Here is a 20,980-nt window from a genome sequence, read left to right as displayed (position 1 = left end):
GGTAGCCTTTTGCCTAATCGGCCAGCGGGGCGAGCATTTGGGCGAAGGCCTGTTCGAATTGGGCGAGGCCGTCTTGCTGGAGCTTGCCGGCTATGGTTTCTAGGTTGATGCCGAGGGCGGCGATTTCGTCCAGTACCGGCTGGGCGGGCGCGGCGGGATGGGAGAGGGCGTCGGCGGCATGGCCGTGGTCGATAAAGGCTTCCAGCACGGCGCCGGGCAGGGTGTTCACCGTATGCGGGGCGATGAGATTGTTCACATAGAGGGTGTCGGGGTAGGCGGGGTTTTTCACGCCGGTGCTGGCCCAGAGCAGGCGGACGGTGGGCACGACATCGCCCGGCTGATTAAATTCGCGCTGCCAATCCTGATAGGCGGCTTGAGCCAGGGCGAGGGCGGTTTTGCCTTGCAGGTGGGGCGGCAGCTGCGGGTCGAGCGCGCTGTCGATGCGGGAAATGAAGAAGCTGGCCACCAATTGCGGCGCGGCAAGCCCTGCCCGCTGCGCCAGGCCTTGCCGATAGGCGGCATAGGCGCGCAGGGTTTGGGCGCGGGAGAAGAGCAGGGTGAGGTTGATGTGGATGCCGTCGGCCACCAGATCGGGCAGGGCGGCGAGGCCGGCATCGGTGGCGGGGATTTTGATCATGGCGTTGGGGCGGCCAATCAGTTTCCACAGGCGGCGGGCTTCGGCGATGGTGCCTTCGGTGTCGTGCGAGAGTGCGGGGTCGCATTCGAGGCTCACCAGGCCGCTGTTGCCTTCTGCGGCAAACTGTGCGGCAAATACATCGCAGGCGGCCTGCACGTCGGCAACGGCCAGGGTTTCGTAGCGCGCTTTGGCGGAAAGCGGCTGCCGCTTCAATTCGTCGATTTCGGCTGTGTATAATGTGTCGCCGGCCAGCGCTTGGCGGAAGATGGCCGGATTGGAGGTGACGCCGCTCACGCCGCTTTGCTGCAATTGGGCCAGCGAGCCGGAGCGCACGAGCGAACGGGAAAGATTGTCGAGCCAGATTTGCTGGCCGAGCCGTTTGGTTTCCTGCAAAATAGCCATATTTTGGTGCCTTCGATTGAATGTGTAAATTTTGGAAAATACCCGATTCCAGCAGTCGCCGCAAGCCGGAATCCAGAAAGCGGAACAAAACATGACCGAACCATCCTATCTCGCCCACGCCCGCGAAGTGCTGGCGATTGAAGCCGATGCCCTGCGCGCCCTCTCCGATTCTTTAGATGCCAACTTTGCCCGCGCCTGCGAAACCGTGCTCGCCTGCGAAGGGCGCGTGGTGGTGAGCGGCATCGGCAAGAGCGGGCACATCGGGCGCAAAATTGCTGCCACGCTGGCTTCCACCGGCACGCCCGCCTTTTTCGTGCACCCCGCCGAAGCCGCGCACGGCGATTTGGGCATGATTGTGGACGGCGACGTGGTGCTCGCCATTTCCCACTCCGGCGAAAGCGACGAAATCGCCGTGATCCTGCCCGCGCTCAAACGCAAAAACATCACGCTCATCGCCATGACCGGCCGCCCCGAATCTACGTTGGCGCGCCATGCCGACATCCACCTCACCGTGGCCGTGCCGCAGGAAGCCTGCCCGCTCGGCCTCGCCCCCACCAGCAGCACCACCGCCACGTTGGCGCTGGGCGACGCGCTGGCCGTGGCGCTGCTGCGCGCCCGTTCCTTCACGCGGGACGATTTCGCCCTGAGCCACCCCGCCGGCAGCCTGGGCAAACGCCTGCTGCTGCAAGTGGCCGACGTGATGCACGCGGGCGACGAGCTGCCCGTGGTGCGCTTGGATACGCCCTTTGCCGACGTGATTGTGTGCATGAGCGAAAAAGGCCTAGGCATGGTGGCGGTGGCCGATGAGGCAGGCTACCTGAAAGGCATTTTCACCGACGGCGACTTGCGCCGCCTGTTTCAGCAGCAACGCGATTTATCCGGCCTCACCGCGCAAGCCGTGATGGGCGCACACCCGAAAACCATTACGCCCGAGCGGCTGGCCACCGAGGCGCTGAAAACCATGCAGCAAAACCGCGTGAACGGCCTTCCGGTGTGCGATGCCGAGGGTCGGCTCTTGGGCGCGCTGAATATGCACGATTTGCTCAAGGCGCGGATTGTGTAGCGCGGCTGGGCGAGTGCGATAAGGCTGCTTACGGCTTTCTACGCAGCCAAATTTTTCAGGTAGCCTTGATGCTGATCCAAAAGGCTACCTGAAAACATTGGGGCTAGCTGAAAATGTTAGCTTCGGCAAAGGGAAAAGTTTTGGCTTTACAGAAACTGCGTTGCGCTAGGTTTTAACTACCTTGAGGCAGACGCTTTCAGGTAGCCTGATGCCTGGGCAGGATATTTTATTTTGCAACGGCGGATTGCATATCCGCCGTTTGTTTGATTTTATGGATGCATACGATTCAATGGGCGGGCGGCTGAGGATGGATATAAAGTCTGCCCCTGCGATGGCTGGAGCCATATTGCGTGAAGATTGCAGGCTGTGAGCCTGGAGAAATATGATGAAACAACAAAACCCTTCTTATGCCGCGCCGCTTTTGGTGCTGGGCTGCGTGGTGTTCGGGCTGGGTAGCCTGATTGTGAAGTTTGTGCAGGTGGGCTCGTATGCGGTGGCATTTTGGCGGCTGCTGGTGGCGGCGTTGGTGTTTTGGCTGCTGATGCGGCGTTTCGGGCAGCGGTTGCCGCAGAGTGCGCGGGCGTGGCGTTGTGCTTTGCTGGCGGGGGTGTTTCTGGCGTTTGATTTGGCGCTGTGGCACGAGAGCATTCATGCGGTGGGGCCGGGGATTTCTACGCTGCTCAATAGTTTGCAGATTTTCTTTTTGTCGGCCATCGGGGTGGCGTTTTACGGGGAGCGGCTGAACCGCTGGCAGGTGGCGAGCCTGCTGTTGGCGGTGGCGAGGGTGGCGCTGATCGGCAGCCCGGAATTTGGGCACAACGGCAGGGCGCTGTGGGGTTTTGTGAGCGGGACGGCTTCGGGGGCGATGTTGGCGCTGTCGATGGTGTTTGTGCGCAAAACGCATGAGGCGGAGCGGGTGGCGCTGTTTCCGATGATGATGGTGTTGAGCGCGGGCGGGGCGGCGGCGCTGGTGTTGCCCATGCTGCTGTTGGACGGCGGGGCGCTGTATCCGGCGAGCCTGAGGGATGTGGGGCTGGTGTTGGTGTATGGGGTGGTGATGTAGTGTTTTGCCTGGGGCTTGATTGCTTATGCGATTCCGCTGCTGTCGCTGTCGCTCACGGGCTTGCTGCTGCTTTCGGAGCCGGTGGCGGCACTGCTGATTGATTATCTGCTGCTGGATAAGCCGATTAACGGCTGGCAGTGGCTGGGGGCGGGGCTGACGCTGGCGGCGATTTATTTGGGCTCGCTGAAGCGGCGGGGCGGCTGAATGGGTTGGCATATTTTTCAGGTAGCCTCTGCTGTGATATGAGGCTACCTGAAAAATGAAGGCTACCTGAAAACCTAAGGCGGGCTTGGAGTTTGGCAGTTGGTTTTAACGGGCTTGGCTTTTCGTTTTCAGGTAGCCTTTTGTTGGCTTGGTGATTGGTGGGTTGTTGCGCGGGCGGGAGCGAACAATGAATAAAATTGCGCGGCTGCCGCGGGCGGGCACTTGACCGTTGGCGGGCTTGTCTTTACGATTGCTTGCAAAACGTGCCATCTGCGGCAAAACGGCGGTTTTCCGCCGTGAAACAGATACCTGGCGCGCCGGATAGTGAACAAGTTGTCTAAAATCGGCTTGGTTCGGCGGGGCGGGCGGACGGGGCGGCTCAGGCTGCCGCCGGCGGTGGCAGGGAATTGTTGCAGAAAGGCTGCAACGCTTATTTGATAACTGGAGGGCGGTCGGAATCAGCCGGCCGCCGCATATTTTTCAAGAGGTGTCGAACGTGTCTAATCCGCAAAATCCCAAGCGCGAAACCTTTTCCAGCCGGCGGGCGTTTATGTTTGCCGCCATCGGCTCGGCGGTGGGTTTGGGCAATATCTGGCGTTTTCCTTATGTGGCGTATAAAAACGGCGGCGGGGCGTTTATCCTGCCGTATTTGGTGGCGCTGCTCACGGCGGGCATCCCGCTGCTGTTTTTGGATTATGCGGTGGGCCACCGCTACCGCGGTTCGCCGCCTTTGGCTTTCCGCCGCCTGAACCGCAAGTTTGAAACCATCGGCTGGTGGAATGTGCTGGTGAACGTGCTCATCGGGCTGTATTACGCGGTAATCCTCGGCTGGGCGGCGAGCTATACCTATTATTCGCTCAACGCGGCCTGGGGCGCAGACCCTTCTGCCTTCTTCTTTAAGGATTATTTGCAGATGGCGCCTGATGTGTCGGCGCAGATGCAGTTTGTGGCGCAGGTGGCACTGCCGCTGGTGTTGGTGTGGCTGGCTACGTTGCTGATTCTGGCCTTCGGGGTGCAGAAGGGTGTGGCGCGGGCTTCGGCGTTTTTCATGCCGCTGTTGGTGGTGATGTTTGTGCTCTTGGTGGGGATTGCGCTGAGCCTGCCGGGTGCGGCCAAGGGTTTGGACGTGTTGTTTACGCCGGATTGGAGCAAGCTGGCCAGCTCGGAAGTGTGGATTGCGGCCTATGGGCAGATTTTCTTCTCGCTCTCGGTGTGCTTCGGCATCATGATCACTTATTCTTCCTACATGAAGCGCAGCTCGGATTTAACCGGCACGGGCATGGTGGTGGCCTTTGCCAACAGCAGCTTTGAGCTGCTGGCCGGCATCGGCGTGTTTGCCGCGCTGGGCTTTATCGCCACGGCCAGCGGGCAGCAGGTGGGCGATGTGGCGGCGGGCGGTATCGGATTGGCCTTTATCGCGTTTCCCACCATCATCAACCAAGCGCCGTTCGGCGCGGTGATCGGCGTGCTGTTTTTCGGCTCGCTGGTGTTTGCCGGCCTCACTTCGCTGATTTCGGTGCTGGAAGTGGTGATTGCGGCGGTGCAGGACAAGCTGAAAATCGGCCGCGTGGCCGCCACGCTGGCGGTGGGCGTGCCGATGATGACGGCTTCGGTGCTGCTGTTCGGCACCACTACCGGCCTGCCGGTGCTGGATGTGCTGGATAAATTCGTGAACACCTACGGCATTGTGGCGGCTGGCTTTTTGTATGTGTTGTGCGTGGTGTTGGGGCGCAACTTGGGCGTGCTCAGCCGCCATCTGAACAAAACTTCTTCGCTGAAAGTGGGCAAAACCTGGCTGCTGTTTGTGGGCGCGGTTACGCCCTTGGTGTTGGGCACGATGCTGTTTACCGACACGCGCTCGCTGCTCACGGAAGGCTATGGCGGCTACCCGGGCTGGTTTGTGGGCGTATACGGCTGGGGCACGGCCATCGGCGTGGTGCTGCTGGCTTTCGGGCTCTCGCTCTTGCCGTGGCGGGAAGATGCGGATTTGGATGTGCTGCAAGACGATGAAGAAGAAGGAGAAAAACAATGAGCACGAGCGCGATTGTGATGATGGTGCTGTCTTTGGCGGTGATTTGGGGCGGCTTGGTTGTGGCCGTGCTGCGCCTGCCGGAGGATAAAAGCAAGCAGCAGGATTGATGCGGCTTGATTGGCATGATAAAGGCTACCTGAAAATGGCTTTGCCAGATTTTTCAGGTAGCCTGCATACGCTAAAGAGGCTACCTGAAAAGATGGCGGGGCGGAAAACGCCGAGCCAAAGTTTCAGGTAGCCTTCTGCCCGCATGGTAAAATCGCATTTCGATTTTGAGAGGGCGGCATGCGCCCGTGATAGGAAGTGAGAAGATGACGGAGAATACAACGCGCGACAGCATGCAATACGACGTGGTGATTGTGGGCGCGGGCGTGGCCGGGCTCTCGGCGGCGATACGGCTCAAGCAGCTGGCTGCTGCGGCGGGCAGCGACATCAGCGTGTGCGTGGTGGAAAAAGGCTCGGAAGTGGGCGCGCATATTTTGTCGGGCGCGGTGTTCAACCCCAAAGCGTTAAACGAGCTGCTGCCCGATTGGCGTGAGCAAGGCGCGCCGCTGAACCAGCCGGTGAAAGGCGAGCGGCTGCTGTATCTCACGCGCCAATCCGCGCTGCGCCTGGCGCTGCCGCCCAGCTTCCACAATCAGGGCAACTACATCATCAGCTTAGGCATGCTGTGCCGCTGGCTGGCCGGGCAGGCCGAAGCACTGGGCGTGGAAATCTACCCCGGCTTTGCCGCCGCCGAAGTGCTCTACCGCGCCGACGGCAGCGTGAAAGGCATTGCCACCGGCGACATGGGCATCGGCAAAAACGGCGAGCCCACCGAAGCCTACCAGCCCGGCATGGAGCTGTGGGGCAGGCAAACGATGTTCGCCGAAGGCTGCCGCGGCTCGCTTTCCGAACAGCTCATCGCCAAGTTCCGCCTCGACCAACACAGCCAGCCGCAAACCTACGGCCTGGGCATCAAGGAAATCTGGGAAGTGCCGCCCGAGCAGTCGCAGCCCGGCAGCGTGCTGCACACCGTGGGCTGGCCGCTGGATTCCCGCACCTACGGCGGCGCCTTCCTCTACCACCTGGCGGAAAACAAAGTGGCCGTGGGCTTCGTGGTAGGGCTGGATTATCAAAACCCCTATCTCTCGCCATTTGAAGAGTTTCAGCGCTTTAAAAATCATCCCACCATCCGCCCCGTGTTTGCCGGCGGGCGGCGCATTGCCTACGGCGCGCGCGCGCTCACTGAAGGCGGTTTGCAGAGCCTGCCCAAACTCACCTTCCCCGGCGGCGTGTTGGTGGGCGATGCGGCCGGCTTCCTCAACGTGCCCAGCATCAAGGGTGCGCACACCGCGATGAAATCGGCCATGCTGGCGGCGGAAGCCGTGTTCGGCGTGCTGCACAACGGCGCGGCGGACGAGGGTGCAGAAGCCGCAGCCTATGCCGACGCCTTCCGCCAATCCTGGCTGCACGACGAGCTCTACCGCGCCCGCAACATCCGCCCCGCCTTCAAATGGGGCTTTTGGCCGGCCATGGGCTACGGCGCGCTGGATGTGTACCTTTTTCGCGGTCGCGCCCCGTGGACGCTTGCCCACCACGGCAGCGACCGCGCCAGCCTCAAGCGCGCCGCAGAGTGCCGCCCCATCGAGTATCCCAAGCCCGACGGCCAAGTTTCCTTCGACCGCGCCAGCAGCGTGTATCTTTCCAACACGCACCACGAAGAAAACCAGCCGCCGCACCTCAAGCTCGCCAGCGAGCAAACCGCCATCGACGTGGGCTACCGCCGCTTCGCCGCCCCCGAAACCCGCTATTGCCCCGCCGGCGTGTATGAAATCGTGCAGGAACAAGGCCAGCCGCGCCTGCACATCCACGCTGCCGACTGCATCCACTGCAAAACCTGCGATATCAAAGACCCCGCCGCCAATATCACCTGGACCTGCCCCGAAGGCGGCGGCGGGCCGAACTACGGCGAAATGTAGCCGCCGGAAATTTTGCCGCGCAGAAACGCGCGCAGAAACGGGCTTGCGCTTCGCAGAAAATTTTAGCTTCGCAGAAACTCGCGGAACTCGTTTTAGCTTCGCAGAAACTCGCGGAACTCGTTTTCAGGTAGCCTTTTGCTTGTGGCGGGGCTTAGCTTGCCTGGCCAATCAGGATTTCGGCAAAGCCTAAGTGGTGTGCCCATTCGCGCATAAGCAGGACTTGGGCGGCGAAGTCCGCGCTGTGGGGCAGCGGCGGCAGGTCGCGGGCGTGGCAGTAGCCGGCGAGGATGGCGAAGGCGGTTTCCAGCGTGTCGGTGCTGAGGGTGCCGCCGGTGCTGTGGGGCAGGGCGGCGAGGGCGTGGGCGCCTTGGAGACGGAGCGTTTCGCCGGCCAGGCGCTTGGGCAGGGGTGCGATGGCGTCTTCAATCTGCATGATGGCGTTTTCCCAGGCGGCTTCGCTCGGGGGAAACGGGGTGAGCCGGGCGGCAATGTCGGCCAGGGCGAAGGGGAGCCGGATGGTTTGGCCCTGGCGTTGCAGTTCGATGGGGCGGGTGTTGATGTTTAAAATGTTTTGCATATCAGTCTCCTATCTTGATGGAGGTCATGCTCAGGGCGCCTTCGGTGAGCTGGTCGTTGAAAATTTCCAGCGGCTCGCCGTTGTCACGTTGGGCGGCGGTGTAGAGCAGGGGCAGGTAGTGCTCGGGGGTGGGTACGGCTAGGGCGGCGGCTTGGCCGAAGCGGGGGTAGTCGATGAGGGCTTCGTGGTCGCCGCGAAGCAGGGCGGCGTTGATTTGCTTGCGGAATTGCTGTGCCCAATCGTAGCCGGGGTGATTCGGACGGAGGGCGCGCAGGTTGTGCACGATGCCGCCGCTGCCGGCAATCAGGATGCCTTGTTCGCGCAGGGGCTTGAGTTTGCGGGCCAGTTTGAAATGCTGCGCGGGGCTGAGGCGGCTATCCAAGCTGAGCTGGACAACGGGGATGTCTGCTTGGGGATACAGGTGTTTCAGCACGCTCCACATGCCGTGGTCGAAGCCGCGCGTGGGATGGAGCTCGGCACCTTCGGCTTGCAGCAGGCGGCATACTTCTGCGGCAAGCTCGGGGCTGCCGGGCGCGGGGTATTGCACTTGGCTGAGCGCGGGCGGAAAGCCGTAGAAGTCGTATATCAGCCCGGGCCGGGCGGCGGTGAGCTGCAGGCCGCGGGTATACCAATGGGCGGAAATCATCAGGATGGCGCGGGGCTTGGGGAAGCCGCGGGCTATGCGGGCAAAGCCTTGGTTGAAGGGGCTGGCAGCATCGAGCACGGTCATCGGGCTGCCGTGGCCGAGGAAGAGGGCGGGGAGTTTGCGCATGATGGGTTTCCTTGCGTGGGTGGTGTGGGCAGGATTATGGGATTGCCTGCAAGGAAAATAAATATGGCAAACTGGAATCTTGTGTTTACGATTGGTTAATCATAAAGTGGGAATGATGGGTTGGGATGAATAAAGGCTACCTGAAAATTTTTCGGAGGTTTTCAGGTAGCCTGATGAGGTGTGCGGCAAGGCGGGGCTGGTATTTTGGCCGGCAAGGCAACGGAGGCTAGGCCGTATCGCTGTGCAGCACCCAGCGGCGGAACGAGCGCTCGATGGCGGCGGGATCCAGCCCGTCGGCAATCAGCACCAGTTGGGAGTGCGGCGGGGCTTCGTGTAGCTGGTTTAGGTGTTGCGGCGGATACACCATGTGCTGCACGGCGTTGATTAGCACGGGATAGCTCTCGCCGATGTGCAGGATGCCTTTCACCCGCAGCAGGGCGTTGCCGTGGGCGTGCAGCAGGGCGGATAGCCATACGCCGAAGGCGATCCAATCGATGGTGTCTTCGATTTCCAGCGCTAGGGATTGCACGCTGCCGTGTTGGTGGGTGGTGCGGTAGGGGGGGGCGGCGTGTCGGGTGGCGGGCAGGGCGTTGAAATCGGGCAGCGGGCTGCTTAAACCGAGCGGCAGAACGGGGGTGCCGGGCAACATGCGGTGTAGGCGTTCGGCCAATGCGGCGGCGGCCTGCGGGGCGAGGTCGGCCTTGCTGATGAGGATGAGGTCGGCGGCGGCGGCCTGGTGCAGCCAAACGCGCTGGCCGCTCTCGGCCATGTGTTCGCCGTTTACGGCGTCAACCACGGTTACGGTACGTTCGGCGGCAAGCTGGTGGGAAAGCTGCGGATCGGCCTGGAGGGTGGCGATGATGGGGGTGGGCTCGGCCAGGCCGGTGGTTTCGATGATGATTTGCCGAAACGGTGGCACGCTGCCGGTGGCGCGGCGGTGGAGCAGGTCGGCGAGGGCGTCTTTGAGTTCGCCGCGTATCTGGCAGCACAGGCAGCCGGAGTCGAGCAGGACGACGTTGGGCGATATGGGGCGCACCAGCTGCTGGTCGATGCCGACTTCGCCGAATTCGTTGATGAGCACGGCGGAATCGCCGTAGTGCTCGCCGGCGAGGATTTTTTGCAGTACGGTGGTTTTGCCGGCACCGAGGAAGCCGGTGAGGATGGTAACGGGGATCATGGCGGGAATTTTCAGGTAGCCTTTGGCGGCGGACGGTTTAGGCCAGGGGATCGAAGGGGCGGCCGGTGATTTTTTCCACGGCGAGCCAGATTTGGCTGAGGTTGTCGGCCAGCTCGGTTTTGCCGGTGGCGGAGCTGATTTGGTAGCTGCTGCCCTGCCAGTCGGATACGGTGAGGCGTTGGGGGGCGAGCATGCGGTTGAGGCAGGCGGTGCGCTGGGCGCGCAGGCGGCGGCGCAATACGGCGTCACTGCTTTGGCTGCTGTGTTCGAGCCGGGTGCTCCAGTGGTTTTGTTCGCCGAATAGGCCGCAGAGTCCGCACATGGTTTTTCCTTAATTAGTGGAAGATTAGGGTGAAAGGCTACCTGAAAACGGGAACAGATGCTTGGGCTTTTATGTTTTCAGGTAGCCTGTGGCCTTGGTATGCCTATGGTTTTACAAAGACGTTAGCCTGAGTGGTTATTTCCACTGGCGCGGGTTGCGGGCGATGAAGTCGTCGGCGATTTGGTCGAAGGTGCACCATTCCACGCCTTCGTGGCTGTTGATGTGTTCGATCAGCCGCTCGTGCATCATCAGCACTTGCGGGCGGCCGGACACGTCGGGGTGGATGGTCATGGCAAACACGGCGTAGTCGTATTCACGGTATACCCAGTCGAACTGGTCGCGCCACATTTGCTCGATGTCGCGCGGGTTTACGAAGCCGTGGCTGTTGGGCGATTTTTTGATGAACATCATCGGCGGCAGGTCGTCGAGATACCAGCTGGCGGGGATTTCCACCAGCGGCGTTTCTTGGCCGCGCACCAAGGGTTTCATCCAGTGGCTGGGGTGTTTGGAGTAGTCGATTTTGGTCCAGCTGTCGCCCACGCGCACGTAGTAGGGGTGGAAATCGTTGTGCATCAGCGAGTGGTCGTATTTGATGCCGCGTTCGAGCAGCAGCTCGTTGGTTACGGGGCTGAATTCCCACCATGGGGCAACGTAGCCGGTGGGCCGTTTGCCGGCCAGATCGGTGATGAGCTCCAGCGAGCGGTCGAGCACGGCGGTTTCCTGCTCGCGGGTCATGGCGATGGGGTTTTCGTGGCTGTAGCCGTGCATGCCAATTTCATGGCCGCGCCGTGCCACTTCCTTCATTTCGTCGGGGAAGGTTTCCACCGAGTGGCCGGGGATGAACCAGGTGGTTTTCAGCCGGTATTTGTCGAACAAATCCAGCAGTCTGGGCGTGCCCACTTCGCCGGCAAACAGGCCGCGCGAAATGTCGTCGGGGCTGTCTTCGCCGCCGTATGAGCCGAGCCAGCCGGCCACTGCGTCCACGTCGATGCCGTAAGCAACAAGGATTTTCTTTGCCATGGTGATACTCCTTTTTGCCTGCGTCCGCTGCACACGGGCGGGTGCGGGTACGCAGATTTGAGGGGGGAATGCCCGTTGGAAAGCAGGCGGGTGGTTTGGCTGAGAGGTTGTTTTTATGGCGCCGATATATTTTCAGGTAGCCTGATCGGCGGAAATCAGGCTCGTTGTTCGTTGAGCACGGTATCGCCGGTTAAGGCTTGCGCCACGGCCAATCCGGCGGCCAGCACGTTTTCGTCGCTGCCGCTGGGGGCGGAGAGCATCAGGGCGGCGGGCAGGCCGTTGCCGTCTAGACCGGTGGGGAGGGTGAGGGAGGGGAGGTCGAGGAAGCTGCCGGCCATGGTGTTGCGCAGGATTTTGGCGTTGCATTCGGCGAAATAGCGGTCGTCTGCGGCCAGTTTGCCCAGCGGCGGGGCGTGGATGGCGGTGGTGGGCATGGCCAGCAGTGCGCCTTGCAGCTCTTGGCGCAGGAGTTGTTGCAATTGGCTGCGCCGGTTGAGCAGGTGGGCGAGGTTGGCGGCGGGATAGCTTTGGTTGGATTGCAGGCGCGAGGCCACGCGCGGATCCATCAGCTCGGCTTGCGCGAGGGCGGCGTGGTGCAGGCGGTAGGCTTCGATGCCGACCAAGGTGCCGTATTCGGCAAACAATTCGGGCAGTTGCGCCAAGGCGGCCAGCTGGCGGCGGATGATTTCGCAGCCGGCGGTTTTCAGGTAGCCCAAGGTGCGCTCGAAGGCTTGCTGGATGGAGGGCTCGGCATCTTCTCCGTAGCAGTCAGTTGGCACGACGATTTGCAGGCTACCTGAAAATTTGGCCGGCGCCATGCCAAAGCCCTGCATCACGGCGCAGACGTCGGCCACGGTGTGTGCCAGCGGGCCGATGCTGTCGAGCGTGGGCGAGAGCGGCCACACGCCGATGCGGGAAACGCGCGCGGCGGTGGGTTTGAAGCCGGTCAGGCCGTTGAGGGCGGCGGGAATGCGCACCGAGCCGGAGGAATCGGTGCCGATGGCATAAGCCACGATGCCCTCGGCCACGGATACGGCCGCGCCGGAAGAAGAACCGCCGGGTGTCAGCAGCGTGTGTGCGGGCGACCAGACATTGGCCGGCGTGCCGAAATTCGGGTTCAGCCCCAAGCCGGAAAAGGCGAATTCGGTGAGGTTGGTGCGGCCGACGGACACGGCGCCTTGCTGTTCCAGCAAATCCACGGCGGCGGCGTTATTGCTGGCCGGCGCTTGGTGGGCGGTGGTACGGCTGGCGGCGCGGGTGGTTTCGCCGGCTTGGTCGAACAGGTCTTTCCACGATACGGGGATGCCGTCGAGCAGGCCGAGCCGTTTGCCGCTGCGCAGCCTTTCGGCGGCCTTGCGTGCGCCGGCGCGGGCTTCGGTGAGCACGGTGAAGATGTCGCGGCGGGAGGAAGCGGCCTGAAGAGCCTGTTCCGTGATACGTACGGGGTCGGCGCTGCCTTGTTCGAATGCAGCGTTCAGGCGGTGGATGGTGGGGAAGGGGGAGGGCATCGCGAATCTCCTGCGGCGGTGGGAGGGAAGGGCAATGTCTTGTTTCGGATAGTAGCATACATCGCGGATTGCGCAAGGGAATTTGCATTTTTCTGCGGCGTTTTATTTGATGATGGTCAGATAAAGGCAGATAATTTCCAGCTGCGCAGAAACGCCGCCGTGCTGTGTTTTCAGGTAGCCCATACACACCGCAGGCTACCTGAAAACGGGCAAAGCGAGTTTCGTTAAAACTAAGTTTCAAGCAGGCTCAAACTTATCGGGTAGATTTTCAGGTAGCCTCTGCCTGCCGCCGAATGCTTTGCAGGCATTGCCCGCGTTGATATGCCGCCGGTTTCCCTATATACTTCACAGCTTTGCCGAACCGCTCGGCGCCCATACATTTCGGAAGCACCCCAATGAGCAAAGAAACCCGCTATTGTTCTTTTTGCGGCAAATCGGAAGACGAAGTCAAAAACCTGATTGAAGGCGACAACGCCTTGATTTGCAACGAATGCGTTGATACTTGCAGCCACATGATCCACAACGGCGGCAGCGAAGCCGCCACGCCGGAAAACAGCAGCGAACGCCTGCCCACCCCGGCCGAAATCGTCAGCAACCTCAACCAGCACGTAATCGGCCAAGAGCAGGCCAAGAAAACCCTGGCCGTGGCCGTGTACAACCACTACAAACGCCTGCGCCACCCGAAAGAGGGCGACAACGTGGAGCTGGCTAAATCCAACATCCTGCTTATCGGCCCCACCGGCTCGGGCAAAACCCTGCTCGCGCAAAGCCTAGCACGCCGGCTGGACGTGCCCTTCGTGATGGCAGACGCCACCACGCTCACCGAAGCTGGCTACGTGGGCGAAGACGTGGAGCAGATCATCACCAAGCTTCTGGGCAACTGCGATTTCAACGTGGAAAAAGCGCAGAAAGGCATTGTCTATATTGACGAAATCGACAAAATCTCGCGCAAGAGCGACAACCCCTCGATTACCCGCGACGTGTCCGGCGAGGGCGTGCAACAGGCATTGCTGAAGCTGATTGAAGGCACGGTGGCCTCCGTGCCGCCGCAGGGCGGGCGCAAACACCCGAATCAGGATTTTATTCAAGTGGATACCACCAATATCCTGTTTATCTGTGGCGGTGCGTTTGCCGGCTTGGAGAAGGTGATCCGCCAGCGCACGGAAAAGGGCGGCATCGGCTTCGGCGCTACTGTGCACAGTAAAGACGAAGACGCCGATGTGACTGAATTGTTTGAAATTGTGGAGCCGGAAGACTTAATCAAATTCGGCCTGATTCCCGAGCTGATCGGCCGCCTGCCGGTGATTGCCACGCTGGCCGAGCTGGATGAGGAAGCGCTCATCAATATCCTCACCGAGCCGAAAAATGCGCTGGTAAAACAGTATCAAACATTGTTTGCGATGGAGGATGTGGAGCTGAAGGTGCAGCCTTCCGCCCTACGCAGTATCGCCAAGCTCGCCATGCAGCGCAAAACCGGTGCGCGCGGCCTGCGTTCGATTGTAGAACGCGCGCTGCTGGACACCATGTTCCGCCTGCCTGATATCAAAGAGCAGGTGAAAACCGTGGTGGTGGACGAAGCGGTGATCAACGAAAACTGCCCGCCCAAGCTGCTCACGGCAGACGGGCAGGAATACCGGCTGCCTGAGTCTGAGTAAGGAAAGAAGCAAAAGGCTACCTGAAAATAGTGTGTCTTGCGGAGCAAGGCTGAGTTTCTGCGAAGCTAAAATACAAGCTTCAATGAAGCTAAAACGAACTTTCCAGAGGCAAGCGGATTTTCAGGTAGCCTTATAATGGGAGCGGTGCGATGTGGCATATTGTATTTATCGGCTATATCTTTGTTACACTGATGTTTTCTCTGGCGCAGCCTTCGCTGGCGCGGATGCTGATTTACTTGGTGGTGTGGACGATTTTGCCCACATTGTTCGCGTTTTGGGTGGCCTACATCCGTTTGCGCAACAAACGCCTCAAACAGGCCGAGCGCCAAGCCGGCCAAACCTTGCCAAAACAATAAATTCCCTCTATAATCCCGCAGCTTTCGTTTTGAAAGCTGTTTCTTTTTAACCCCAACGCTCGCATCCTGCACCAAAGGGTGTCTCCGATTCGGAGATTCTGTGTGCCCGGATGTTTGCTATAACCCTTTGTAAGGAAAATAAATGTCTCAAGTTACTATGCGCCAGATGCTGGAAGCCGGCGTTCACTTCGGCCACCAAACCCGTTACTGGAACCCGAAAATGGAACAATACATTTTCGGCGCCCGCAACAAAATCCACATCATCAACCTGGAAAAAACCCTGCCCCTGTTCCAGGAAGCGCAAGACGCCGTACGCCGTTTGGCCGCCAACAAAGGCACCATCCTGTTCGTCGGCACCAAGCGTCAGGCCCGCGACATCGTGCGCGAAGAAGCCACCCGCGCCGGTATGCCCTATGTGGATCACCGCTGGCTGGGCGGCATGCTGACCAACTACAAAACTGTTAAACAATCCATCAAACGCCTGGAAGAGAAAACCGCCATTCTGGAAAATGCCGAAACCAGCGGTTACAACAAAAAAGAACTGCTCACCATCCAGCGTGAAGTGGAAAAACTGGAACGCTCACTGGGCGGCATCAAAGATATGAAAGGCCTGCCCGACGCGATTTTCGTAATCGACACCGGTTATCAGAAAGGCACCCTGACCGAAGCCGGCAAACTGGGTATCCCGGTTATCGGCGTGGTGGATAGCAACAACGATCCGGAAGGCGTGAAATACGTGATCCCGGGCAACGATGACTCCGCCAAAGCCATCCGCCTGTACTGCCGCGGCATCGCCGATGCCGTGCTGGAAGGCAAAAACCAGGCGCTGGCCGAAACCGTAGCCGCCGCACAACAGGCCGCTGCTGCCGAAGAAGCCCCGTCTGCCTAAGTTTAGCATCACATGAGGCTACCTGAAAACCAAACCAAGCCTTCAGGTAGCCTTCAATCTGTCCAGAGCGCGGCATCCGCCGCGTTTATCCCTGAAAATTAGGAGAAAATAATGTCTGCAATTACTGCAAAAATGGTCGCCGACCTGCGCGCCGCCACCGGTTTGGGCATGATGGAATGCAAAAAAGCCTTGGTGGAAGCCAACGGCGACATGGAAAAAGCCGAAGAAATCCTGCGCATTAAATCCGGCGCCAAAGCCAGCAAACTGGCCGGCCGCACTGCTGCCGAAGGCGTGTTGGCCTATGCCATCGAAGGCAATGTGGGTGCCTTGGTGGAAGTGAACTGCGAAACCGATTTCGTGGCCAAAGACACCGGCTTTATCGCCTTTGCCCAATCCGTAGCCAAAACCGCCGCCCTGAAAAAACCGGTTACAGTGGAAGAACTGGCCGCGCTGGTGGAAAACGAGCGCAAAGCCGTTATCGCCAAATTGGGCGAGAATATTTCCGTGCGCCGCTTCGAAATCATCGAAGCCGCTAACAGCCTGACCACCTACATCCACGGCGCTGCCGCCACCGAAGGCGTGCTGGTGGAATACAAAGGCGACGAAACCACCGCCCGCCACATTGGCATGCACATCGTGGCTTCCAAGCCGCAGTGCATTTCTGCCGATCAGGTTGATCCCGAAGTGGTGGCCAAAGAGCGCCACATCTACACCGAGCAGGCCATCGCTTCCGGCAAGCCGGCCGAAATCGCCGCCAAAATGGTGGAAGGCCGCGTGAAGAAATTCTTGGCCGAAGTTACCTTGCTGGGACAGCCCTTCGTGATGAACCCCGATCAGACCGTTGAGCAGTTCCTGAAACAGCAGGGCACTGAAATCGTGAACTTTGTTCGCTACAAAGTGGGCGACGGCATCGAGAAAAAAGAAGTGGACTATGCCGCCGAAGTGGCCGCTGCCGCCAAAGTTTAATCGTTACACTGCCAAAACCGGCTTCCTTCCGAATAGAACGGAGGCCGGTTTTTTATGCGCAGATTTAATCTTGTTATGGCATAACAATTTATTTTAAATTGGAATTTGAACCGTTTATTTTGCTAATTCCTGAAAAGCGGATTATAATGACCGCAGTTCTGTATATCGCCGGACGTTTCCCCGCAACCGATTGCCTAGCGGCAGTCTCATCAGGAGAGAATTATGAGTAAGACTATGAAAGCCATGACTTATTACGGTGAAAACGACGTACGTTTCGAAGACCATCCGGTGCCGACCATCATTGATCCCACCGATGCTATCATTCGTGTTACCAAAACCACCATTTGCGGCACAGACTTGGGCATCATGAAGGGCAAAAACCCGGAAATCGAAGCCGTTGCCCGCCAGAAAACCGGCAAATGGGAAGGCCGTATCCTCGGGCACGAAGCAATCGGCGTGGTGGAAGAAGTCGGCTCTGTCGTGAAAGACTTCAAAAAAGGCGACAAAGTCATCGTATCCTGCGTGAGCCGCTGTGGCACCTGCGATAACTGCCAGAAACAGCTCTATGCCCACTGCCGCAAAGACGGCGGCTGGATCATGGGTTACATGATCGACGGCACCCAGGCCGAATACGTGCGCACCCCGTTTGCCGACAATTCGCTCTACCACCTGCCCGAAACCCTGAATACCGACGTGGCAGTGTTCCTTTCCGATGCGTTGCCCACCGGCCACGAAATCGGCGTGCAATACGGCCAGGTGAAACCGGGCGATGCCATCGCTATCGTCGGCGCCGGCCCCGTGGGCATGGGCTGCCTACTCACTTCCCAGTTCTACTCGCCCGCCACCATCATCGTGGTGGATATGGACGACAACCGCCTGGCTATGGCCAAAGAAATGGGTGCCACCCACACCATCAATCCGAGCAAAGAAGATGCTGTGGCCAAGATTCTGGAAATCACCGGCGGCCGCGGCGTGGATTGCGCCATGGAAGCCGTGGGCTATCCCGCCACTTGGGACGTCTGCCAGAAAGTGGTAAAAGAAGGCGGCCACGTGGCCAACGTGGGCGTGCATGGCAAACCGGTTGAGTTTGATCTGGCCAAATTGTGGATTAAAAACATCACGGTAACCACCGGCTTGGTGAACGCCAACACCACCGGCATGCTGCTGAAAGCCTGCGAATCGAGCAAACTGCCGATGGAAAAACTGGCCACCCACCGCTTCAAATTCAGCGAAATGGAAAAAGCCTACGACGTGTTCAAACATGCGGCCGACACCAAAGCGATGAAAGTGATTATCGAGGTATAAAACAGTTCGCTCTTTAGAAATAAGAGGCTACCTGAAAATTACAGCATGCTTTATATGGCTGGAGTTTTTAGGTAGCCTTTAGTTTGCTTACAAATGTGGAGAGAAGGATGATGTATTCAAGAAGGATGCTTGCTGTTTGCCTTTCTATTGTCGCAGCGATTGTTTTGCCATTAACCGCGAAAGCACAAACTGTAGAGCAGGAATTACAGCAGATTGTTGCAGCACAGAATCGTCTGATGCCATATAGCTAAGGAGGTGCTCTTACTTTGAACAAGGCATCACTCGAAGGCGATAAATTTATTTTTGATGCTACGTTTGATGATATTTTGGCACAGCCTGGAATAGATACTGCAGTCTTAGAGAAGCTATTACAGTCTGGCACGCCTAATTTTGTGTGTGGCGATCCTGAAATTATCAAAATAAATAACCAGGTGGATATTGTGTACCGATATCGTTTGGTTAGTCAGCCGAAAGTTATTACTAGCATTATTCCTAAAACACAGTGTGCAACACAGTATCGGCATGCGTTAAGAAGCTCTGATATAAGAGAGATGAGAATTGATGCCGCTATAGCCGCAGTTGAAACCATCAGTAAAGAATTACCAAGTAAAATCGGGGATTATTTGACTTTAGATCGCATCAGTTTTAATCGTCCCACCCGTACCATGCATCGATATCTAACGCTGAGTGATCCACAGCTTGCCACTCAAAGTATTGATGCTATACGCGAACATTATCAGCAAATCGAGTCGAACGGTATGTGCGAACACGGAATCTCTGCCAATTCCAATCGATATTACAACGTGGAAGAGCATTTTACCTTGGCTGATAGAGGGGCAACATTCAAGGTAATCATCCATCAGGGGTTTTGTGCCAGTAGATAAACATCAACGTAAACTGAAGGCTACCTGAAATATTTTAGCTTCGCAGAAACTCCGCTGCGCTGCGTTTTCAGGTAGCCTTTGCTTATTTTGAAACGGCTGTTGGGCAAGCAAGCGGTTGGCTAGTGCCGCGGCTGGCGGTAGTTGTCTAGATCCACGATGCGTTCGAGCAGCATGTCGCACAGGTCGTCCATGCTGTCTTCGTCGAAGGAGGCGTTTTCGGCCACGAGGTCTTCGAGCCAGTCGAGGCTGCGGCACAGGCGCTGGTAGTTGATGTCGGTGAAGGCGGCGGGGCTGGCGGTGAGTTCGCGCTGGAGCAGGGCGAGGCCGTCGTCGCACAGGGCGTCCCAGGCGCCGAGGCGGCAGGATTCACAGATGTCTTCGGCTACGCGTACCATCTCGCCGGTATCGCCGCTGCTTTCAAACAGGCGCTGGGCTTCTTTGCCGTAGGGGGTGTCTTCGAAATATTCTTGCCAGGGCTGGAAGCTGAGGCCGGGGAAGTTTTGCGGCACGAATTCGTCGGGCAGGCGCTCAAGCAGGGCGAGCAGTTCGTCGGCGGTGTAGAAGCGGCCATAGTAGCCGCTTTTTACGGGGTCGGGGATTTCGGCCCAGTAGTAGCCGCTGAATTCTTCGAGGACGATTTGGAAGGTGTTGTCGTGCCGGTCGATGATGCCGAGGAAGTCGGGGTGGAGCTGGAGGCGGTGGAAGTAGGCGGGCAGCTCGTCGGTGGCGATGGTGATGGGGCGGTTGCCGTCGACATGGCTGTCGTCGGTGTAGAAGGAGTAGAAAATCTGGCAGTTGCGTTTCATGATTGGGGCGTTTGTGGGCGGTTGCGGCGGCAAGGGAGGGGCTACCTGAAAATGTGTTGTCCTTTGGCAGCCGGTTTTTTGGCGGGGTGTATTTTCAGGTAGCCTTGGCGGGCGGGGCGGCGGGATTAGGGCTTGCCGGTGCGCGGGCTGATGGTGAGGATGTCGCAGCCGCTTTCGGTAACGAGCACTTCGTGCTCCCATTGGGCGGAGAGTTTGCGGTCTTTGGTGACCACGGTCCAGCCGTCGTCGAGGATGCGCAGGTGGCGTTTGCCTTGGTTGATCATGGGCTCGATGGTGAAAATCATGCCGGGCTCGAGCTTGGGGCCTTGGCCGCGACGGCCGTAGTGGAGGATTTGCGGGTCTTCGTGGAAGCCGCGGCCGATGCCGTGGCCGCAGAATTCCTGCACCACGGAGTAGCCGGCGTTTTCGGCTACTTGCTGGCAGGCGTGGCCGATGTCGCCGAGGGTGGCACCGGGCTTCACGGCAGCGATGCCGGCCATCATGCTTTGGTGGGTGATGTCGATGAGGCGCTGTGCCTGCGGGCTGATGCTGCCCACGGCATACATGCGGCTGGAGTCGCCGTGGAAGCCGTCTTTTTTGATGGTGATGTCAATATTGAGGATGTCGCCGTTTTTCAGGGGTTTGTCGTCGGGGATGCCGTGGCAGATGACGTGGTTTACCGAGGTGCAGCAGGATTTGGGGTAGGGCGGGTTGCCGTAGTGCAGGGGGGCGGGGTAGCCGCCTTGCACGTTTACATGGTAGTCGTGCACGAGCTGGTTGAGCTCGTTGGTGGTAACGCCGGGTTTGACGAAGTCGCCGATGTAATCCAGAGCTTCGGCGGCGAGGCGGCCGAGTTCGCGCATTTTGGCGATTTCTTCGGGGGTTTTGATGATGATGGCCATGGGTGTTTTCCTATTGATTGGGGAAGAGGCTACCTGAAATTTTTCAGGTAGCCTTTGCTTATTCTTGCTCGCTGTTACGGCGCGCTCGGCGGGGCAGGCCGTGGGCGCCGTATTTGTGGGGCACGATGCCGCTGCGGGCGAGCAGCATGAGGCCGCCGAGCAGCATCATGCCGAGGGCGGCGAGCGGAGCGAATGCGATAAACATTTGGTTGCGCAGGTAAATGGCGGCGCCGAGATACATGAGCATGGGGCCGTGCACGATGCTTTGGGTGTTGATGCCGTCGAGCAGGAGCAGGGCCACGCCGCCTGCAGCCAGGGCGAGGGCGACTAGGGTGGCGGTGGTGGGCAGGATGTCGGTGCTACTGAGAAACCAGATGGCGCCGAAGATAATCAGCAGGATGGGGAGGAAGAGGGAACTGCGTTGCATGGTGTTTTCCTGTGGAAGGCTACCTGAAAATTTAATTTGCCATGATGCGGAT

General features: G+C 59.1%; 20 protein-coding genes and 1 pseudogene. 11 read left to right on the top strand and 10 right to left on the bottom strand.

The features are described from left to right. Positions 1-13 precede the first annotated feature (13 nt). Positions 14-1,039 carry a transaldolase gene (gene tal / locus A7P95_RS04470; RefSeq protein WP_067591803.1) on the bottom strand — a complete coding sequence of 342 codons (1,026 nt, stop codon included), beginning with the start codon at positions 1,037-1,039 and terminating at the stop codon, positions 14-16. A 91-nt stretch (positions 1,040-1,130) separates the two neighbouring features. Between tal and A7P95_RS04465 the strand changes: the two genes are divergently transcribed. The 5 genes and pseudogenes from A7P95_RS04465 (at position 1,131) to A7P95_RS04450 (ending at position 7,362) form a co-directional block, all read left to right on the top strand. After that, positions 1,131-2,102, top strand: a complete 972-nt coding sequence (locus A7P95_RS04465) for a KpsF/GutQ family sugar-phosphate isomerase (protein ID WP_067591800.1) — start codon at positions 1,131-1,133, stop codon at positions 2,100-2,102. A 385-nt stretch (positions 2,103-2,487) separates the two neighbouring features. After that, positions 2,488-3,369: pseudogene (locus A7P95_RS04460) on the top strand (DMT family transporter). Between the two features lie 496 nt (positions 3,370-3,865). After that, a complete protein-coding gene (locus A7P95_RS04455; RefSeq protein ID WP_082890729.1) occupies positions 3,866-5,401 on the top strand; it encodes a sodium-dependent transporter in 1,536 nt (511 codons plus the stop codon). Further along, the gene (locus A7P95_RS11080; protein ID WP_082890728.1) at positions 5,398-5,508 is read left to right on the top strand and encodes a methionine/alanine import family NSS transporter small subunit; all 111 of its coding nucleotides are present in this window, start codon (positions 5,398-5,400) and stop codon (positions 5,506-5,508) included. The genes A7P95_RS04455 and A7P95_RS11080 overlap by 4 nt, the downstream gene beginning before the upstream one ends. Before the next feature lie 204 nt (positions 5,509-5,712). After that, positions 5,713-7,362 (top strand): electron transfer flavoprotein-ubiquinone oxidoreductase, encoded by a 1,650-nt coding sequence (locus A7P95_RS04450; protein WP_067591794.1) that lies wholly within the window; start codon positions 5,713-5,715, stop codon positions 7,360-7,362. Between the two features lie 151 nt (positions 7,363-7,513). On the opposite strand, the gene A7P95_RS04445 is transcribed toward A7P95_RS04450, so the two are convergent. The 6 genes from A7P95_RS04445 to A7P95_RS04420 all read right to left on the bottom strand — a co-directional run bounded on the left by A7P95_RS04445 (position 7,514) and on the right by A7P95_RS04420 (position 12,738). Continuing rightward, positions 7,514-7,939: a hypothetical protein gene (locus tag A7P95_RS04445; RefSeq protein ID WP_067591791.1), complete on the bottom strand. Its 426-nt coding sequence runs from the start codon at positions 7,937-7,939 to the stop codon at positions 7,514-7,516. A 1-nt stretch (position 7,940) separates the two neighbouring features. Then, entirely contained in the window at positions 7,941-8,711 is a 771-nt protein-coding gene (gene ygiD, locus A7P95_RS04440) for a 4,5-DOPA-extradiol-dioxygenase (RefSeq protein ID WP_067591788.1), read from the bottom strand. A gap of 226 nt (positions 8,712-8,937) precedes the next feature. Further along, positions 8,938-9,888, bottom strand: coding sequence for a CobW family GTP-binding protein (locus tag A7P95_RS04435; protein WP_067591785.1), 951 nt, complete (start codon positions 9,886-9,888; stop codon positions 8,938-8,940). A gap of 37 nt (positions 9,889-9,925) precedes the next feature. After that, the gene (locus A7P95_RS04430; RefSeq protein ID WP_067591782.1) at positions 9,926-10,210 is read right to left on the bottom strand and encodes a hypothetical protein; all 285 of its coding nucleotides are present in this window, start codon (positions 10,208-10,210) and stop codon (positions 9,926-9,928) included. A 135-nt stretch (positions 10,211-10,345) separates the two neighbouring features. Next, entirely contained in the window at positions 10,346-11,230 is an 885-nt protein-coding gene (locus tag A7P95_RS04425; protein WP_067591779.1) for a polysaccharide deacetylase family protein, read from the bottom strand. A gap of 155 nt (positions 11,231-11,385) precedes the next feature. Beyond that, positions 11,386-12,738 carry an amidase family protein gene (locus tag A7P95_RS04420; protein ID WP_067591776.1) on the bottom strand — a complete coding sequence of 451 codons (1,353 nt, stop codon included), beginning with the start codon at positions 12,736-12,738 and terminating at the stop codon, positions 11,386-11,388. A gap of 395 nt (positions 12,739-13,133) precedes the next feature. Between A7P95_RS04420 and clpX the strand changes: the two genes are divergently transcribed. The 6 genes from clpX to A7P95_RS11545 all read left to right on the top strand — a co-directional run bounded on the left by clpX (position 13,134) and on the right by A7P95_RS11545 (position 18,793). Then, positions 13,134-14,393: an ATP-dependent Clp protease ATP-binding subunit ClpX gene (clpX, locus tag A7P95_RS04415; RefSeq protein WP_067591773.1), complete on the top strand. Its 1,260-nt coding sequence runs from the start codon at positions 13,134-13,136 to the stop codon at positions 14,391-14,393. A 149-nt stretch (positions 14,394-14,542) separates the two neighbouring features. Continuing rightward, positions 14,543-14,749: a hypothetical protein gene (locus A7P95_RS04410; RefSeq protein ID WP_067591770.1), complete on the top strand. Its 207-nt coding sequence runs from the start codon at positions 14,543-14,545 to the stop codon at positions 14,747-14,749. Between the two features lie 142 nt (positions 14,750-14,891). Then, positions 14,892-15,638: a 30S ribosomal protein S2 gene (rpsB, locus tag A7P95_RS04405; RefSeq protein WP_067591767.1), complete on the top strand. Its 747-nt coding sequence runs from the start codon at positions 14,892-14,894 to the stop codon at positions 15,636-15,638. Positions 15,639-15,749: 111 nt separating this feature from the next. Then, positions 15,750-16,604: a translation elongation factor Ts gene (gene tsf / locus A7P95_RS04400; RefSeq protein WP_067591764.1), complete on the top strand. Its 855-nt coding sequence runs from the start codon at positions 15,750-15,752 to the stop codon at positions 16,602-16,604. A 234-nt stretch (positions 16,605-16,838) separates the two neighbouring features. Next, on the top strand, positions 16,839-17,909 hold the full coding sequence (locus A7P95_RS04395) for a zinc-dependent alcohol dehydrogenase family protein (RefSeq protein WP_218916356.1): 1,071 nt from the start codon (positions 16,839-16,841) through the stop codon (positions 17,907-17,909). A 266-nt stretch (positions 17,910-18,175) separates the two neighbouring features. Continuing rightward, entirely contained in the window at positions 18,176-18,793 is a 618-nt protein-coding gene (locus A7P95_RS11545; protein ID WP_156503495.1) for a hypothetical protein, read from the top strand. A gap of 119 nt (positions 18,794-18,912) precedes the next feature. On the opposite strand, the gene A7P95_RS04390 is transcribed toward A7P95_RS11545, so the two are convergent. The 3 genes from A7P95_RS04390 to A7P95_RS04380 all read right to left on the bottom strand — a co-directional run bounded on the left by A7P95_RS04390 (position 18,913) and on the right by A7P95_RS04380 (position 20,928). Next, positions 18,913-19,599, bottom strand: a complete 687-nt coding sequence (locus tag A7P95_RS04390; protein WP_067591758.1) for a hypothetical protein — start codon at positions 19,597-19,599, stop codon at positions 18,913-18,915. 125 nt (positions 19,600-19,724) lie between these two features. Continuing rightward, positions 19,725-20,501 carry a type I methionyl aminopeptidase gene (map, locus tag A7P95_RS04385; protein WP_067591754.1) on the bottom strand — a complete coding sequence of 259 codons (777 nt, stop codon included), beginning with the start codon at positions 20,499-20,501 and terminating at the stop codon, positions 19,725-19,727. Between the two features lie 58 nt (positions 20,502-20,559). Beyond that, positions 20,560-20,928, bottom strand: coding sequence for a hypothetical protein (locus A7P95_RS04380; RefSeq protein ID WP_067591752.1), 369 nt, complete (start codon positions 20,926-20,928; stop codon positions 20,560-20,562). Positions 20,929-20,980: the final 52 nt, after the last annotated feature.

Origin of the sequence: Eikenella longinqua (assembly GCF_001648355.1) — a bacterium.
GTDB classification, from domain to species: Bacteria; Pseudomonadota; Gammaproteobacteria; order Burkholderiales; family Neisseriaceae; genus Eikenella; species Eikenella longinqua.
This window is presented reverse-complemented; position numbering and strand designations above follow the sequence as displayed.

What these genes read in the sequence shown, in the direction of transcription:
- A7P95_RS04430 (WP_067591782.1), bottom strand. Translation starts at nt 10,210, where the DNA reads ATGTGCGGACTCTGCGGCCTATTCGGCGAACAAAACCACTGGAGCACC.
- A7P95_RS04465 (WP_067591800.1), top strand. Translation starts at nt 1,131, where the DNA reads ATGACCGAACCATCCTATCTCGCCCACGCCCGCGAAGTGCTGGCGATT.
- rpsB (WP_067591767.1), top strand. Translation starts at nt 14,892, where the DNA reads ATGTCTCAAGTTACTATGCGCCAGATGCTGGAAGCCGGCGTTCACTTC.
- A7P95_RS04445 (WP_067591791.1), bottom strand. Translation starts at nt 7,939, where the DNA reads ATGCAAAACATTTTAAACATCAACACCCGCCCCATCGAACTGCAACGC.
- A7P95_RS04380 (WP_067591752.1), bottom strand. Translation starts at nt 20,928, where the DNA reads ATGCAACGCAGTTCCCTCTTCCTCCCCATCCTGCTGATTATCTTCGGC.
- tal (WP_067591803.1), bottom strand. Translation starts at nt 1,039, where the DNA reads ATGGCTATTTTGCAGGAAACCAAACGGCTCGGCCAGCAAATCTGGCTC.
- A7P95_RS04450 (WP_067591794.1), top strand. Translation starts at nt 5,713, where the DNA reads ATGACGGAGAATACAACGCGCGACAGCATGCAATACGACGTGGTGATT.
- tsf (WP_067591764.1), top strand. Translation starts at nt 15,750, where the DNA reads ATGTCTGCAATTACTGCAAAAATGGTCGCCGACCTGCGCGCCGCCACC.
- map (WP_067591754.1), bottom strand. Translation starts at nt 20,501, where the DNA reads ATGGCCATCATCATCAAAACCCCCGAAGAAATCGCCAAAATGCGCGAA.
- A7P95_RS04425 (WP_067591779.1), bottom strand. Translation starts at nt 11,230, where the DNA reads ATGGCAAAGAAAATCCTTGTTGCTTACGGCATCGACGTGGACGCAGTG.
- A7P95_RS04435 (WP_067591785.1), bottom strand. Translation starts at nt 9,888, where the DNA reads ATGATCCCCGTTACCATCCTCACCGGCTTCCTCGGTGCCGGCAAAACC.
- A7P95_RS11080 (WP_082890728.1), top strand. Translation starts at nt 5,398, where the DNA reads ATGAGCACGAGCGCGATTGTGATGATGGTGCTGTCTTTGGCGGTGATT.
- clpX (WP_067591773.1), top strand. Translation starts at nt 13,134, where the DNA reads ATGAGCAAAGAAACCCGCTATTGTTCTTTTTGCGGCAAATCGGAAGAC.
- A7P95_RS04420 (WP_067591776.1), bottom strand. Translation starts at nt 12,738, where the DNA reads ATGCCCTCCCCCTTCCCCACCATCCACCGCCTGAACGCTGCATTCGAA.
- ygiD (WP_067591788.1), bottom strand. Translation starts at nt 8,711, where the DNA reads ATGCGCAAACTCCCCGCCCTCTTCCTCGGCCACGGCAGCCCGATGACC.
- A7P95_RS04390 (WP_067591758.1), bottom strand. Translation starts at nt 19,599, where the DNA reads ATGAAACGCAACTGCCAGATTTTCTACTCCTTCTACACCGACGACAGC.
- A7P95_RS04395 (WP_218916356.1), top strand. Translation starts at nt 16,839, where the DNA reads ATGAAAGCCATGACTTATTACGGTGAAAACGACGTACGTTTCGAAGAC.
- A7P95_RS04410 (WP_067591770.1), top strand. Translation starts at nt 14,543, where the DNA reads ATGTGGCATATTGTATTTATCGGCTATATCTTTGTTACACTGATGTTT.